Raw genomic sequence first — 16174 nt, 5'->3', positions numbered from 1 at the left:
AATGATGAGCGCTACTGCAATCGAAATGAAATCTCAATTAGTTGCTGAATATGCAACACAATTCAAAGAATCAGCTTCTTTAGTTGTTGTTGATTACCGCGGATTAACTGTTGCTGAAGTAACTGAATTACGTCAACAATTACGTGCTGAAGGTGTTGAGTTTAAAGTATTAAAAAACAACATTTCACGTCGTGCTGTGACTGAAGCAGGATTCGAAGGTTTAGGTGAAGCATTCGTTGGTCCAACGGCTGTTGCTTATTCTAAAGGAGACGTTGTTGCGCCTGCACGCGTATTATACAACTTCTCAAAAGAACACCAAGCATTAGAATTAAAAGCTGGTTTAATCGAAGGAAGTGTTGCTTCATTAGAGCAAGTTATGGAATTAGCTAAGTTACCAAACCGCGAAGGTTTATTATCTATGTTACTTTCTGTATTACAAGCTCCAATGCGCAATATGGCTTGTGTTGTTAAAGCTGTTTCTGAACAAAAAGAAGCTGGTGTTGAAGCACCTGTAACTGAAGAAGCTGCTGAGTAATTTTTAAAATAAAAAAACCTATAAGGGTATAGCCCTATTTTGAAGGAGGAAAATATAATGGCAAAATTAACTGCTGCTGAAATGATTGAAGCAATCAAAGAAATGTCAGTTTTAGAATTAAATGATTTAGTTAAAGCTATCGAAGAAGAGTTTGGTGTAACTGCTGCTGCTCCTGTAGCTGTTGTTGGTGGAGCTGAAGCTGCTGCTGGACCATCTGAAGTAGATGTAATCTTAACAAGCGCTGGAGCTAAAAAAATCGGTGTTATCAAAGTAGTTCGTGAAATCACTGGTTTAGGATTAAAAGAAGCTAAAGAATTAGTAGATGGAACTCCTGCTAAAATCAAAGAAAAAGTTTCTCCAGAAGAAGCTGAAGAATTAAAAGCTAAATTAGAAGAAGCTGGAGCATCTGTAGAAGTTAAATAATTAACTTTTAAGAAGCTATAAAAAAATAAATTTAAAAACCTGAGTGAGTAGTATCGCTCAGGTTTTTATTTAATACATAAAAAATGTAATAATTTACTTTATTATGGCAATAATAGAACGTGTAAAAATGTTCATATTCTCTAATTTTTAGGTAAAATCAAAAGGGGTTGTGATCATGCATTATTATACTAACAATGTCGATGCTCACTCAGATGAGAAGAGCTTTAATTATAGGCTAAGAGGCTATGATTTTAGATTTACTACGGACGTTGGAGTCTTTTCTAAGAAGGAGGTTGACTTTGGGTCAAGATTATTAATAGAAAGTTTTACTGTTCCTGAAGTAGAGGGGGATATTTTAGATGTTGGTTGTGGTTACGGACCTATCGGTTTGAGTTTAGCTAAGAGTTATGAGAATCGAAATATTCATATGGTAGATGTTAACCACCGAGCGTTAGAGTTAGCTAAAAGAAATGCTAAAAATAATAACATTTTAAATGTTTCTATTTACGAAAGTTATTGTTATGAAGGGGTAAAGGGGAAGTTTGCGGCCATCTTATCCAATCCACCTATTCGAGCTGGTAAGAAAGTTGTTCATGGAATTTTAGAAGAGGCTCAACATCATTTAGTGGATGGTGGAGAGTTGTGGGTGGTTATTCAAAAAAAACAAGGGGCCCCATCGGCTAAAAAGAAAATGGAAGAGGTTTATGGTAATTGTGAGGTTATTTCTAAAGATAAAGGATATTTTATTTTAAGGTCTATAAAATCTTGACAGTATTGAAAAAAAATGATATTATTGTAAAATGCCTAATACTGCTTGTATTTAATGTGAGTTAAGTCGAAAAAAATTAGGTATTGAGGAAAAAAACAATAAAAGTTAACATAAATAAACAAAGAGGTGAAACGCGTGGCAGGGAAAATTGTTCAATATGGTAAAAAGAGACAACGTCGTAATTACTCAAGAATTAATGTTGCACTCGAACTCCCTAACTTAATTGAAATTCAAACTGCTTCTTATCAGTGGTTCCTTGATGAAGGTATTCGTGAAATGTTTAAAGATATTTCACCAATTGAGGACAATAATGGAAATTTAGCACTTGAATTTGTTGGTTACAGTTTAGGAGAACCAAAATATTCTGTTTTGGAAGCGAAAGAACGCGATGCTAATTATGCTGCCCCTTTACGTGTTAAGGTTCGTCTGCATATTAAAGATGAAGAAACACACGCGATTAAGGAAGTTAAAGAAAGTGAAGTATACATGGGTGATTTCCCATTAATGACTCCAACAGGGACATTTGTAATTAACGGTTCTGAGCGTGTAATCGTATCACAATTAGTTCGTTCGTCAGGTGTTTATTATAATAAAGAGATTGATAAAAAAAGTGGTAAAGAAAAATATGCAGCTCAAGTTATTCCAAACCGTGGTGCATGGTTAGAGTATGAGTTAGATGCAAAAGACATCGTCTATGTTCGTGTAGATAGAACACGTAAAATTCCAATCACTGTTTTATTACGTGCATTAGGGCTTTCAACGAAAGAGCAAATTATTGAAATGTTTGGTGAGAATCAATACATTTTAAACACATTAGAAAAAGATCAAACAGTGAATTCTGATGAAGCTTTATTAGAAATCTTCCAAAAACTTCGTCAAGGTGAGCATGCAACAATCGATGGTGCTCGTACGTTGTTTATCTCTCGCTTCTTCGATCCAAAACGTTATGACTTAGCTCATGTTGGACGTTACAAATTTAATAAGAAATTAAATGCCCAAGAGCGTTTGTTAAATCAAAAATTAGCTAGCGATATTTTTGATTCAGAAACAGGTGAGATTCTTGTAGAAGAAGGAACAGTTATTACTCGCCGAATTTTTGAAGAAGTTTTAGCGGATAAAATAGATCGTTTAAATATTAAAAGAGTTGAATTAGTAAATCCATTGGAGGATTCAGCTACATACATTCAGGAGTTTGAAGTATATTCTCCTAGAGTGAATGAAGGAGATCAAATTGTAAAAATTATCGGTAATGTGGAAGATGAGTGTAAATATATTACAACATCGGACATTTTTGCGTCGATTAGTTATTTCTTTAATCTTTTAGATTCTGTAGGATATTTAGACGACATCGACCATTTAGGAAACCGCCGTTTACGTTTAGTTGGTGAGTTGTTACAAAATCAATTCCGAATTGGTCTTTCTCGTATGGAACGTGTTGTTAAAGAGAGAATGTCTATTCAGGAAAGTGAAGGGATTACGCCATCGAGTTTAATCAATATCCGTCCGGTAACAGCGGCTATTAAGGAGTTCTTCGGAAGTTCTCAGTTATCACAGTTCATGGATCAAACAAACCCATTATCTGAGTTAACGCATAAGCGCCGTTTATCAGCTTTAGGGCCTGGTGGGTTAACACGTGAACGTGCTGGAATGGAAGTGCGTGACGTTCACTACTCACACTACGGTCGTATGTGTCCAATCGAAACACCAGAGGGACCAAATATCGGATTAATTAACTCGTTATCATCATATGCAAAAGTTAATGAATTCGGATTTATAGAGACACCATATCGTAAAGTGGTTCCAATTGAGGATAGTGTAACGGGAACAACTAAGATGCAAGTAACAGGAGAAATCCGTTATTTAACTGCTGATGAAGAGGATCGTTATGTTGTCGCTCAGGCAGGTTTAGATTTAGATGAAAATGATTGTTTACCAGAAAAAGTAATCGTGCGTCATCGTGGTGAGAACTTAATTGTTCCTGCAGAACGCGTAGATTTTGTAGACGTATCTCCAAAACAAATTGTATCTGTGGCAACAGCATGTATTCCTTTCTTAGAGCACGATGATGCCAACCGTGCATTAATGGGGGCCAACATGCAACGTCAGGCAATCCCGTTATTAATTCCAGAGGCACCATTTGTTGGGACAGGGATGGAGTATGTAGCTGCAAAGGATTCAGGGCAAGCCGTTGTTGCTCATAATACAGGTACGGTGGAATATGTAGATTCTAAACAAATCCGTATTCGTAGAGAAGCTGATGGTGGATTAGATCGTTATCCATTAATTAAGTTTGTTCGTTCAAATTCAAGTACGGTTCTTAACCAACGACCAATTGTTCGTTTAGGGGATAAGGTTAATGCTGGAGAAGTTTTAGCTGACAGTTCTTCAATGGAAAGTGGAGAATTAGCTTTAGGTCGTAACGTAGTAGTAGCATTCATGACATGGAATGGTTACAACTATGAGGATGCCATTATCATGAGTGAGCGTTTAGTGAAAGACGACGTTTATACTTCAATCCATATAGAGGAATATGAGTTAGAGGCTCGCGATACAAAGTTAGGTCCAGAGGAAATCACACGTGACATCCCTGGAGTCGGTGAAGAGGCACTTAAGAACTTAGATGATCGTGGAATTATTCGTATCGGTGCAGAGGTAAAAGAGGACGACATTTTAGTTGGTAAGGTTACAGCTAAAGGACAAACTGAGTTGACTGCAGAGGAACGTTTACTACACGCTATTTTCGGTGAGAAGGCTCGTGAAGTACGTGATACATCTTTACGCGTACCACATGGTGGAGATGGAATCGTACATGACGTTAAGTATTTCTCAAGACAAAATGGTGATGATTTATCACCAGGTGTAAACGAAGTTATTCGTATTTATATTGTTCAAAAACGTAAAATTTCTGAGGGAGATAAAATGGCCGGACGCCACGGTAATAAAGGGGTTATCTCTAAAATCTTACCTCAAGAAGATATGCCTTATATGCCAGATGGAACACCAGTTGATATCATGTTAAACCCACTTGGGGTACCATCACGTATGAATATCGGACAAATTTTAGAAATTCATTTAGGTATGGCTGCTAAGAAATTAGGAATCCATGTTGCTACACCGGTATTCGATGGTGTTAAAACGGAAGATTTAGAGGCAATTATCGCAGAAGCTGGCATGGATCCAGACGCGAAAACTGTACTTTATGATGGGCGTACAGGTGAAAAATTTGATAATCGAATTTCAGTCGGTGTAATGTATATGATTAAATTAGCGCACATGGTTGATGATAAATTACATGCTCGTTCAATTGGACCCTATTCATTAGTTACACAACAACCACTTGGTGGTAAAGCACAGTTCGGTGGACAACGTTTTGGTGAGATGGAGGTATGGGCATTAGAGGCATATGGTGCAGCTTATACATTACAGGAAATCTTAACAGTAAAATCGGATGATATCACAGGACGTGTTAAAACTTATGAAGCAATTGTACGCGGTGAGAATGTTCCTGAACCAGGTATTCCAGAATCATTCCGTGTATTAGTGAAAGAGTTACAGTCATTAGGTATGGATGTTAAAATCTTATCTGATGCGAAAAATGAAATTGAAATTCGCGATCTTGAAAATGTAAAAACTCATCAAATTGTTGTTCCAGAAACAGTTGAAGAATAATTAGCGGCAAGGAGGGAATCGCCTTGGTAGATGTTAACAAGTTTAAATATATGAAGATTGGTTTGGCATCTTCGGATACTATTCGTAAATGGTCTTATGGAGAGGTTAAAAAATCTGAGACGATTAACTATCGTACATTGAAACCTGAAAAAGATGGATTATTCTGTGAGCGTATTTTCGGTCCACAAAAGGACTGTGAGTGTGCTTGCGGTAAATATAAAAGAATTCGCCACGAAGGAATCGTTTGTGATCGCTGTGGTGTTGAAGTAACAGTAGCAAAAGTTCGACGTGAACGTATGGGGCACATCGAACTAGCTGCTCCTGTAGCTCATATTTGGTATGTAAAAGGAATTCCAAGTCGTATGGGGCTATTATTAAATATGTCTCCACGTGAATTGGAAGAGGTAATTTATTTTGTAAATTATGTTGTAATTGATCCAGGTAAGACTGATTTAGTAAAACAAAAAGTTTTAACTGAAAAAGAATACCGTGAAGTGTATGAAAAATGGGGTAACGAATTTGAAGTAGGAATGGGTGCAGAGGCCATTAAGAAACTACTAGAATCGTTAGACTTAGATAAATTAGCAAAAGAATTACGCTCTGAATTAAAGGTTGCACAGGGACAAAAGCGTGGGAAAGTAATCAAACGTCTTGAGGTAGTAGAATCATTCCGTAACTCAGGAAATCGTCCTGAGTGGATGATTTTAGACGTTTTACCAGTAATACCGCCTGAATTACGTCCAATGGTTCAATTAGATGGAGGACGTTTCGCAACATCTGACTTAAATGATTTATATCGTCGAGTTATTAATCGTAATAATCGTTTAATTCGTTATTTAGAAATCGGTGCCCCGAATATCATTATTAATAATGAAAAGCGTATGATCCAAGAGTCAGTGGATGCATTAATTGATAATGGACGCCGTGGTCGACCAGTTACTGGGCCTGGAAATCGCCCATTAAAATCACTTTCACATATGTTAAAAGGTAAACAAGGACGTTTCCGTCAAAACTTATTAGGTAAACGTGTTGATTACTCTGGACGTTCAGTTATCGTTGTAGGACCAGATTTAAAAATGTACCAATGTGGTTTACCTAAAGAAATGGCCCTGGAATTATTTAAACCGTTCGTAATGAAAGAGCTTGTTGAACGTGATTTAGCACAAAACATTAAAAGTGCTAAGAAGATGATTGAACGCATGGATGATGCGTTATGGGATGTTGTTGAAGATGTTATTCGCGAACATCCAGTATTATTAAACCGTGCCCCTACGTTACACCGTTTAGGTATTCAGGCATTTGAACCTAAAATTGTTGAGGGGCGTGCCATCCGTTTACATCCCCTTGTTACTACAGCATTCAATGCCGATTTTGATGGGGACCAAATGGCGGTTCACGTTCCATTATCTCAAGAGGCTCAAGCCGAGGCACGTTTACTCATGCTTGCTGCCAATAATATCTTAAACCCTAAGGATGGTAAACCAGTAGTAACTCCGTCTCAGGATATGGTACTAGGAAACTATTACTTAACGATGGAGGAAGTTGGAGCCATCGGTGAAGGGAATATTTATAAAGATACTAATGAGCTTATGATGGCTTATGCAAATGGTTATGTTACATTACATTCTCGTATTGCATTAAATGCAAGAGCATTAAATAATATGACTTTCACAGAAGATCAAAATAATAAATACATTATCACAACTTTAGGTAAGGTAATATTTAATGGGATCCTTCCTAAAACATTCCCTTATTTAAATGAACCTACAATGAAAAATTTACAAGGGGCTACTCCTTCTCAATATTTCGTTGAGAAAGGAACTGATATCAAGGCGTATTTATCAGACGTTAAAATTGTATCCCCATTTAAAAAGAAATTCTTAGGTGATATTATTTCGGAAGTTTTCCGTATTTATAAAACGACAGAAACGTCACGTATGTTGGACCGACTAAAAGATTTAGGATTCAAGTATTCAACTGTTGCAGGTATTTCTGTTGGTGTGGCGGACGTAGTCGTATCTTCAAAGAAAAAAGATTTATTAAAACAAGGTGACGATAAAGTTGCGCAGATCCAAGAGTTTTATAATCGTGGATTGTTAACTGATGATGAACGTTATCGTTTAGTTATCGATGTTTGGGCAAAAGTAAAAGACGAGATTCAACATGTATTAATGAATGAATTACCGGCAGATAATCATATTTATATGATGAGTGATTCTGGGGCCCGTGGTAATGCCTCAAACTTTACTCAGTTAGCTGGTATGCGTGGATTAATGGCCAACCCATCTGGTAAAACAATCGAATTACCAATTAAGTCTTCGTTCCGCGAAGGTTTAACTGTAACCGAGTTCTTCATCTCTACCCATGGTGCGCGTAAAGGGTTAGCCGATACGGCATTAAAGACAGCCGACTCAGGATACTTAACACGTCGTTTAGTTGACGTTGCACAAGATGTTATTGTACGTGAAGATGACTGTGGAACGGATAAAGGACAATATATTACTGAATTAAAACAACGTGGACAAACTGTTGAAACTTTATTTGACCGTATTGTGGGACGTTATACGGCTAAGCCAATCTACCATCCAGTAACTAAAGAAAAAATTGCTGATAGAAATGTTTACATTTCAGATGAACTTGGAAAAATCATAGTTGATGCTGGAATAGAGGGTGTGGATATCCGTACAATTTATTCATGTAATGCTCAGAAGGGTGTATGTAAAAAATGTTACGGTCAAAACTTAGCAACTGGTAAAGAGGTTGAGGTAGGGGAAGCTGTAGGTATTATGGCGGCCCAATCAATCGGTGAACCAGGTACTCAGTTAACGATGCGTACATTCCATACTGGTGGGGTAGCCGGAGCCGATATTACACAAGGTTTACCTCGTATTCAGGAGTTATTTGAAGCACGAAATCCAAAAGGGCGTGCTATTATTGCCGAGATTGATGGGGTAATTACTACAATTAAGGCTAATACTAAAAATCGTTATGAGATTACATTAACAAATAAATTAGAAAGTCGTAATTATTTACTTCCTTATGGTGTTCAACCTCTTGTTTCTGAAGGAGACGAGGTTTTAGCCGGAGATATGTTAACGGAAGGTTCAATTGATCCGAAAGAATTACTACGCGTTAAGGATGTCGCTGCCGTGCAAGCGTATATTTTGAAAGAAGTTCAAAATGTATATCGTGCGCAAGGGGTAGAACTATCTGATAAGCATATCGAGATCATGGTTCATCAAATGATGAAAAAGGTAAAAGTTATTGACGGTGGAGATACGGATATTTTACCAGGATCGTTAATTGATATTACGCACTATACTCGCGTTAATGCAGCGGCAATTCAACGTGGTAAACGTCCAGCAGTAGGTATTCCAACAATATTAGGTATTACAAAGGCATCTCTTGAAACGGAATCATTCTTATCAGCTGCTTCATTCCAGGAAACAACACGCGTTCTTACTGATGCGGCAATCAAAGGTAAAGTGGATGAATTAATCGGATTAAAAGAGAATGTTATCATCGGTAAATTAATTCCTGCGGGTACTGGTGTATTACGCGAAGACCATATCTTACCTGTTCATAAAAATGAGGATGAATTAGAAGATGATGTATTACCTTACGAATTAGAAATGTCAGGAATTTCTAATTCAGAAAGTCAAATTGATATTTCATTAGAAGATGATTTAGACGAATTAGATATAGAGCTTGATTTTGATGAAACAGATTTTTTAGATACTGATGAGGAATAAACGATATTTAGTAACTAATTTTTAAAAAAATTCATAGTTTTTCGTAGTTCTGTTGACATTAGTCGAAAAAAATGTTAGATTAATAAAGGCTTTTAAAAACGTAAAGTGAGTTTTGCTTAATAGCAAAGCTTACTTTTTCTAACAAAAATGAACCACCTGGATAAGTGGACTAAGTTTATGAGAGGAGGACTAATATGCCAACTATTAACCAATTAGTTCGTAAAGGACGTCAAAGTAAAGAAACAAAATCTAAATCTCGTCATTTAAATGTAGGATACAATAGTTTAAAGAAAGAACAAACTAACTTATATTCTCCGCAAAAACGTGGGGTATGTACTCGTGTTGCTACAATGACGCCTAAAAAACCAAACTCGGCTTTACGTAAATATGCCCGTGTTCGTTTAACAAACGGTTTAGAAGTAACAGCATACATTCCTGGTATTGGACATAAATTACAAGAGCACAGCGTTGTATTAATTCGCGGTGGACGTGTAAAAGACTTACCAGGGGTACGTTATCATATCGTTCGTGGTACATTAGATGCTACAGGTGTTGATGGACGTATGCAAGGTCGTTCTAAATACGGAACAAAAAAACCAAAAGCAGCTAAAAAGTAATTTAACTTTTTCGATAAATATGGAAGGGAGGCTAAATTATGCCACGTAAAGGACATGTAGCAAAACGTGATGTTTTGCCAGATCCAATTTATAACTCTAAATTAGTATCTCGTTTAATTAACAATATCATGCAAGATGGTAAAAAAGGTACTGCACAAACAATTTTATATAACGCATTTGATCTTATCGCTGAAAAAACTGGACGCGAGCCAATGGAAGTATTCGAAGAAGCAATCGAAAACATTATGCCTGTATTAGAGGTAAAAGCTCGTCGTATTGGTGGGGCTAACTATCAAGTACCAGTTGAGGTTCGTCCTGAACGCCGTATTACTTTAGGATTACGTTGGTTAGTTCAATATTCTCGCTCACGTGGAGAAAAAACTATGGAACAACGTTTAGCTAACGAAATTATCGATGCAGCTAATAATACTGGTGCATCAGTGAAAAAACGTGAGGATACTCACAAAATGGCTGAAGCAAACAAAGCATTTGCTCATTACCGTTGGTAATATTTTAAATAACTATAGGATTACTGGATTTCTAGTAATCCTAAAAGTTTAGTATTTTACTATGAGAGGAGTAACGAAACATGGCAAGAGAATTCTCTTTAAATCATACTCGTAATATCGGTATCATGGCTCACATCGATGCTGGTAAAACGACTACTACAGAACGTATCTTATACTACACTGGACGTATTCACAAAATCGGAGAAACTCACGATGGTGCTTCTCAAATGGACTGGATGGCTCAAGAACAAGAGCGTGGGATTACGATTACTTCAGCTGCAACAACAGCTGCTTGGAATGGTCACCGCGTAAATATCATTGATACTCCAGGACACGTAGACTTCACGGTTGAAGTTGAACGTTCATTACGTGTATTAGATGGTGCGGTTGCTGTATTAGATGCACAATCAGGTGTAGAGCCTCAAACTGAAACAGTTTGGCGTCAGGCTACTACATACGGTGTTCCACGTATCGTATTTGTTAATAAAATGGATAAAACAGGTGCAGACTTCTTATATTCTGTAAAAACATTACATGATCGTTTAGGGGCTAACGCACTTCCAATTCAATTACCAATCGGTGCTGAAGATGATTTCGAAGGTATTATCGATTTAGTTGAAATGAAACAATATATGTATACAAACGATTTAGGTACTGATATTCAAGTTGGAGAAATCGATGCAGCTCATTTAGAAGATGCTGAAATGTATCGTGACCAATTAATTGAAGCAGTATCAAACTTAGATGAAGAGTTAATGATGAAATATTTAGAAGGTGAAGAAATTTCTATTGAGGAATTAAAGGCGGCAATTCGTCGTGCAACAATTAATGTTGAATTATTCCCAGTATTATGTGGATCTGCCTTCAAAAATAAAGGTGTTCAGTTAATGTTAGATGCTGTTATTGACTATTTACCAGCTCCTACTGATATTCCTGCAATCAAAGGAACATTAGAAGATGGAACAGAAGTTGAACGTCATGCATCAGACGACGAGCCATTTGCTGCATTAGCATTCAAAGTTATGACTGACCCATTCGTAGGTAAGTTAACATTCTTCCGCGTGTATTCTGGTACAATTCAATCAGGTACATATGTATTAAACTCGACTAAGGGTAAACGTGAACGTGTTGGACGTTTATTACAAATGCACGCTAACAGCCGTCAAGAAATCTCAGAAGTTTATGCTGGAGATATTGCTGCAGCAGTAGGATTAAAAGATACTACAACTGGAGATACTTTATGTGATCCAGATCACGAGGTAATTTTAGAGTCAATGGTATTCCCAGAGCCAGTTATCTCGTTATCAGTTGAGCCAAAATCAAAAGCTGACCAAGATAAAATGGGTATTGCATTACAAAAATTAGCTGAGGAAGATCCAACATTCCGTACGCATACTGATGAAGAAACAGGTGAAACTATTATCTCTGGTATGGGTGAGTTACACTTAGATATTATCGTTGACCGTATGCGCCGTGAATTCAAGGTTGAGGCTAATATTGGTGCACCACAGGTTGCTTACCGTGAAACATTTACTCAAGCTGCTGACGTTGAAGGTAAGTTCGTACGTCAGTCAGGTGGACGCGGACAATATGGTCACGTATGGATCAAATTTGAACCACAAGAAGCTGGTGCTGGATACGAATTCGTAGATGCAGTAGTAGGTGGGGTTGTACCACGTGAATATATTGGATCTGTAGATGCAGGTTTAAAAGATGCATTACAAAACGGACAATTATCAGGATTCCCTGTTGTTGACGTTAAGGCTACTTTATTTGATGGATCTTACCATGATGTCGATTCAAGTGAAATGGCATACAAAATCGCAGCTTCTATGGCATTAAAAAATGCTTACGACAAATGTAAACCAGTTCTTTTAGAACCAGTTATGAAAGTAGAAGTTGTTATTCCAGATGAATACTTAGGGGATGTAATGGGTGATATTACTTCTCGCCGTGGACGTTTAGATGGAATGGAAGCTCGTGGTAACGCACAAGTTATTCGTGCTTATGTTCCATTATCAGAAATGTTTGGATATGCTACTGCTTTACGTTCAAATACACAAGGACGCGGAAACTATTCAATGGAAATGGACCACTACGAACAAGTTCCAAAATCAATTGCTGATGAAGTCATCAAGAAACATCGCGGATAATCCCTGTTAATTGATGTGTTCATATATACACTACTAATAAGAATGTACTTGCATTCTTATTAGTGGTATTGTAAAATAAAAATGTTAAATACAAAAATGTAACTTAGAGGAGGATATTAGCATGGCAAAAGCTAAATTCGAACGTACTAAACCGCATGTTAACATCGGTACAATCGGTCACGTTGACCACGGAAAAACTACATTAACAGCTGCTATCACAACTGTATTATCTAAAGCAGGTAAAGCAGAAGCTCGCGCATACGACCAAATCGATGGTGCTCCAGAAGAGCGTGAACGTGGAATCACTATCTCAACTGCACACGTTGAGTATGAAACTGACAACCGTCACTACGCACACGTTGACTGCCCAGGACATGCTGACTACGTTAAAAATATGATCACTGGTGCTGCACAAATGGACGGTGGTATCTTAGTAGTATCTGCTGCTGATGGACCAATGCCTCAAACTCGTGAGCATATCTTATTATCTCGCCAAGTTGGTGTACCTCGCTTAGTTGTTTTCTTAAACAAATGTGACATGGTAGACGACGAAGAATTATTAGAATTAGTTGAAATGGAAGTTCGTGACTTATTATCTGAGTACGATTTCCCAGGTGATGAAGTTCCAGTAATCCACGGATCTGCATTATTAGCTTTACAAGGACAACCTGAATGGGAAGCTAAAATCAACGAATTAATGGCTGCTGTAGATGAGTACATCCCAACTCCAGCTCGTCAAACTGATTTACCATTCTTAATGCCAGTTGAGGACGTATTCTCAATCACTGGACGTGGTACTGTTGCAACAGGACGTGTTGAACGTGGTGTTGTTAAAGTTGGTGACGTTGTTGAAATCATCGGTTACCATGAAACTAAATCAACTACTGTAACAGGTGTTGAAATGTTCCGTAAATTATTAGATCAAGCAGAAGCTGGAGATAACATCGGAGCTTTATTACGTGGTATTTCTCGTGAAGAAATTCAACGTGGTCAAGTATTAGCTAAACCAGGATCAGTTAAACCTCATACAAAATTTACTTCAGAGGTTTACGTATTATCTAAAGAAGAAGGTGGACGTCATACTCCATTCTTCGGAAACTACCGTCCTCAATTCTACTTCCGTACAACTGACGTAACTGGAGTTATCCAATTACCAGAAGGTGTAGAAATGGTAATGCCAGGTGATAACGTGGCTATGACTGTAGAATTAATCGCGCCAATCGCTGTTGAAAAAGGAACTAAGTTCTCTATCCGTGAAGGTGGACGTACAGTAGGTGCAGGTTCAGTTGTAGATATCATTGAATAATTAATATCTATCCTTTGAATCTTCTGTCCTAGAGGTTAAAACCTCTAGGACTTTTTTTATTTGGCTCTTTGTCAAATCGTGTGGGTGAATAAAATCTATACATGTAATCAAGAGGAATTAGGCCATTCTTTAGACGGCTTGGTTCCTCTTCTTTTTTTGTTCAAAAGTGTATTTATGAATAATCGTAAGCACGTAATATAAACATGTCTATTATGACCTTCAACTTTGAGCTATACTGTAGCTATCAAAGTAAAGGAGGTCTATTTTTTATGAAAGAAAATCCTATTATAGTTCCAGTCGCATTGAGTGACTCTAATTTAAAGTCTCATTCAGTATCTGAGACTAATAAAAATACACCTGTTTGTCACTTTAAAATTAAGGATGCTGAAGTCACGTTTTACAATGGTGTGAACAAATATATCTTACATACTGTTCTAGCGGAGATGTCTAAGTATGCTCGTTGATTTTACTACGGTTCAAAATATCTTTATCGTTTGTGGCCATACTGATATGCGTTGTGGGATTGACGGTTTAGCTAGTGTCGTCTCGGATAAATACAACTTAGATTTATTTAATGATGCTATCTTCTTGTTTTGTGGAAGAAAAAAGGATCGATATAAAGCTTTGTACTGGGATCGTGAGGGATTTATGTTATTGTACAAACGAATTGAAAATGGAAATTTACAATGGCCTAAAGATCAAGATGAAGTTAAGAAATTAACGGCCCAAGAACTCCGTTGGTTATTAGAGGGGTTATCCATTCAACAACCCAAAGCCATTAAACCTGCTAAAACAGGATGTTTATACTAATAGAAATAAGGGATTTTCGACAAAAATCTCTTATTTCTATTTTCATAAGTTGTAAGATTAGGTATACTAATCTTAACACGAAACCTTTTTGAAAGCAGGTGAATTTGATGACAGAACTTGAACAACAATTAATGGAACAAAATAAGGCACTTCTGGAACAAGTTCGCCAACTAACTGAACAAATTCAGTACCTAAATAAAAAGCTATTTGGATCTTCGAGTGAAAAGACTAAAGTAGCCGACGGCCAAATTTCATTATTTAATCCAGATAATTTTTTGAAGAGACAGAGACAACTGAAGACCAAACCGTCGAAGAAATAACCTATCGACGTAAAAAACAAAAGGGAAGGAAGGCAGAATTAATCAAGGACTTACCAATTGAGGAAATCCATTGTCAATTACATGGAGAAGACTGCTTATGTACAAATTGTGGAAACGAAATGAAACAGATAGGAAAAAAGATCATTCGTGACGAAGTTTGTTTCGTTCCAGCCCGATTATATAAAAAGCGATACATTAGCTACGCGTATGCATGTGATTGTCATGATGCATCGATCGAAGCTAAACCGATTCGTTGTGCCGAAACTCCAAAAGCTCCGATTCAAAGAAGCTTTGCCGGAGCGAGTATGTTAGCTGAAGTTTTTCATCAAAAATACGTCTTAAGTATTCCTTGTTATCGACAAGTATCAGAATGGGCACGCTATGGATTAAGTGTGAGTGATAAGACGCTCTCAAATTGGATAATCACTACCTCTTATGATTGGTTACTTCCGATTTATGAGCGATTGAGAGATGAACTAGTTCAACAGACCGTTTTACACGCAGATGAAACACCGTATCAAATTTTAAATCGAGCGGATGGAAAACCTGCCACCTCTCAATCAAGGATTTGGTTATTTAGAACCATCAAAAATGCCCAACATCCTGTAGCTTATTACCACGCTGATCTAACACGTGAACGCGCGGTGGCAACCACTATCTTAGAAGGATTTAAAGGTTATCTTCACTGTGATGGGTACTCCGGCTATAAAAATATTCCCAACGTGAAATTAGTTGGATGTTGGGCTCATGTCAGAAGAAAGTTTTTTGAGATACCTGGAAATAACGGTAAGGCAAAAAAGGCAGTCGAATACTGCGATCAAATCTTTCGTTTTGAAAAGACGATTAAAGATTTATCTCCTGAGCAACGTCAAAAACAGCGCCAACTGATCATCAAACCAGTCATCGAAGAATTTTTCAAGTGGCTCGAATCCTTCTATGTGATGAAAGGAAAACTTCAAACAGCGGTGATGTATGCCCTCAATCAAAAGGTAGAGCTTTTGCGCTTTTTAGATGATGGAAATCTTGAAGCCTCGAATAATCTAGCTGAACAAGCGATTCGCCCCATCGCGATTGGTCGTAAAAACTACCTTTTTTCAACCAGTATGAAGGGTGCGACTGCTAATGCGATGGCATACACAATCCTGGAGACAGCCAAGGCAAACAGTCTAAATCCATCCAAATATCTCACTTATCTTTTTCAAAAACTACCTAATACGGACTTCATACGAAATCCAGGCGTATTGGTGGACTTTTTGCCATGGGCGAAAACAGTCCAAGAGATTTGTCAGTAACAATATAAGATAAAAGCTA

At 37.4% G+C, this 16174-nt stretch carries 13 protein-coding genes; all 13 read left to right on the top strand.

What is annotated here, in order from left to right:
- Positions 1–4: 4 nt before the first annotated feature.
- The 13 genes from rplJ (at position 5) to VXM77_RS11565 (ending at position 16155) form a co-directional block, all read left to right on the top strand.
- Positions 5–535, top strand: a complete 531-nt coding sequence (rplJ, locus tag VXM77_RS11625; RefSeq protein WP_161831766.1) for a 50S ribosomal protein L10 — start codon at positions 5–7, stop codon at positions 533–535.
- Positions 536–592: 57 nt separating this feature from the next.
- Positions 593–958: a 50S ribosomal protein L7/L12 gene (rplL, locus tag VXM77_RS11620; RefSeq protein WP_161831765.1), complete on the top strand. Its 366-nt coding sequence runs from the start codon at positions 593–595 to the stop codon at positions 956–958.
- Positions 959–1133: 175 nt separating this feature from the next.
- The gene (locus VXM77_RS11615) at positions 1134–1727 is read left to right on the top strand and encodes a class I SAM-dependent methyltransferase (protein WP_161831764.1); all 594 of its coding nucleotides are present in this window, start codon (positions 1134–1136) and stop codon (positions 1725–1727) included.
- 126 nt (positions 1728–1853) lie between these two features.
- A complete protein-coding gene (gene rpoB, locus VXM77_RS11610; RefSeq protein ID WP_262950108.1) occupies positions 1854–5396 on the top strand; it encodes a DNA-directed RNA polymerase subunit beta in 3543 nt (1180 codons plus the stop codon).
- A gap of 23 nt (positions 5397–5419) precedes the next feature.
- A complete protein-coding gene (gene rpoC / locus VXM77_RS11605) occupies positions 5420–9148 on the top strand; it encodes a DNA-directed RNA polymerase subunit beta' (protein WP_161831762.1) in 3729 nt (1242 codons plus the stop codon).
- Positions 9149–9342: 194 nt separating this feature from the next.
- On the top strand, positions 9343–9765 hold the full coding sequence (rpsL, locus tag VXM77_RS11600) for a 30S ribosomal protein S12 (RefSeq protein WP_055243034.1): 423 nt from the start codon (positions 9343–9345) through the stop codon (positions 9763–9765).
- A gap of 38 nt (positions 9766–9803) precedes the next feature.
- Positions 9804–10274 carry a 30S ribosomal protein S7 gene (gene rpsG, locus VXM77_RS11595; protein WP_161831761.1) on the top strand — a complete coding sequence of 157 codons (471 nt, stop codon included), beginning with the start codon at positions 9804–9806 and terminating at the stop codon, positions 10272–10274.
- A gap of 80 nt (positions 10275–10354) precedes the next feature.
- Positions 10355–12427 (top strand): elongation factor G, encoded by a 2073-nt coding sequence (fusA, locus tag VXM77_RS11590; RefSeq protein WP_161831760.1) that lies wholly within the window; start codon positions 10355–10357, stop codon positions 12425–12427.
- A 121-nt stretch (positions 12428–12548) separates the two neighbouring features.
- Positions 12549–13733, top strand: coding sequence for an elongation factor Tu (gene tuf, locus VXM77_RS11585; protein ID WP_161831759.1), 1185 nt, complete (start codon positions 12549–12551; stop codon positions 13731–13733).
- Positions 13734–14002: 269 nt separating this feature from the next.
- On the top strand, positions 14003–14197 hold the full coding sequence (locus VXM77_RS11580; protein ID WP_338505923.1) for a hypothetical protein: 195 nt from the start codon (positions 14003–14005) through the stop codon (positions 14195–14197).
- The gene (gene tnpB, locus VXM77_RS11575) at positions 14187–14543 is read left to right on the top strand and encodes an IS66 family insertion sequence element accessory protein TnpB (protein WP_338505925.1); all 357 of its coding nucleotides are present in this window, start codon (positions 14187–14189) and stop codon (positions 14541–14543) included. The genes VXM77_RS11580 and tnpB overlap by 11 nt, the downstream gene beginning before the upstream one ends.
- A 107-nt stretch (positions 14544–14650) precedes the next feature.
- Positions 14651–14863: a hypothetical protein gene (locus VXM77_RS11570; RefSeq protein ID WP_338505928.1), complete on the top strand. Its 213-nt coding sequence runs from the start codon at positions 14651–14653 to the stop codon at positions 14861–14863.
- Positions 14860–16155, top strand: coding sequence for an IS66 family transposase (locus tag VXM77_RS11565; RefSeq protein ID WP_338507421.1), 1296 nt, complete (start codon positions 14860–14862; stop codon positions 16153–16155). Before VXM77_RS11570 ends, VXM77_RS11565 begins: the two co-directional genes overlap by 4 nt.
- Positions 16156–16174 lie beyond the last annotated feature (19 nt).

This window comes from Turicibacter sp. KK003, from assembly GCF_037014675.1.
Lineage (GTDB): Bacteria > Bacillota_I > Bacilli_A > MOL361 > Turicibacteraceae > Turicibacter > Turicibacter faecis.
Note: the sequence above shows the minus strand (reverse complement) of the source record. Positions and strands in the feature narration are given on the sequence as shown.

What these genes read in the sequence shown, in the direction of transcription:
- rplJ (WP_161831766.1), top strand. Translation starts at nt 5, where the DNA reads ATGAGCGCTACTGCAATCGAAATGAAATCTCAATTAGTTGCTGAATAT.
- rplL (WP_161831765.1), top strand. Translation starts at nt 593, where the DNA reads ATGGCAAAATTAACTGCTGCTGAAATGATTGAAGCAATCAAAGAAATG.
- VXM77_RS11615 (WP_161831764.1), top strand. Translation starts at nt 1,134, where the DNA reads ATGCATTATTATACTAACAATGTCGATGCTCACTCAGATGAGAAGAGC.
- rpsL (WP_055243034.1), top strand. Translation starts at nt 9,343, where the DNA reads ATGCCAACTATTAACCAATTAGTTCGTAAAGGACGTCAAAGTAAAGAA.
- rpsG (WP_161831761.1), top strand. Translation starts at nt 9,804, where the DNA reads ATGCCACGTAAAGGACATGTAGCAAAACGTGATGTTTTGCCAGATCCA.
- fusA (WP_161831760.1), top strand. Translation starts at nt 10,355, where the DNA reads ATGGCAAGAGAATTCTCTTTAAATCATACTCGTAATATCGGTATCATG.
- tuf (WP_161831759.1), top strand. Translation starts at nt 12,549, where the DNA reads ATGGCAAAAGCTAAATTCGAACGTACTAAACCGCATGTTAACATCGGT.
- VXM77_RS11580 (WP_338505923.1), top strand. Translation starts at nt 14,003, where the DNA reads ATGAAAGAAAATCCTATTATAGTTCCAGTCGCATTGAGTGACTCTAAT.
- tnpB (WP_338505925.1), top strand. Translation starts at nt 14,187, where the DNA reads ATGCTCGTTGATTTTACTACGGTTCAAAATATCTTTATCGTTTGTGGC.
- VXM77_RS11570 (WP_338505928.1), top strand. Translation starts at nt 14,651, where the DNA reads ATGACAGAACTTGAACAACAATTAATGGAACAAAATAAGGCACTTCTG.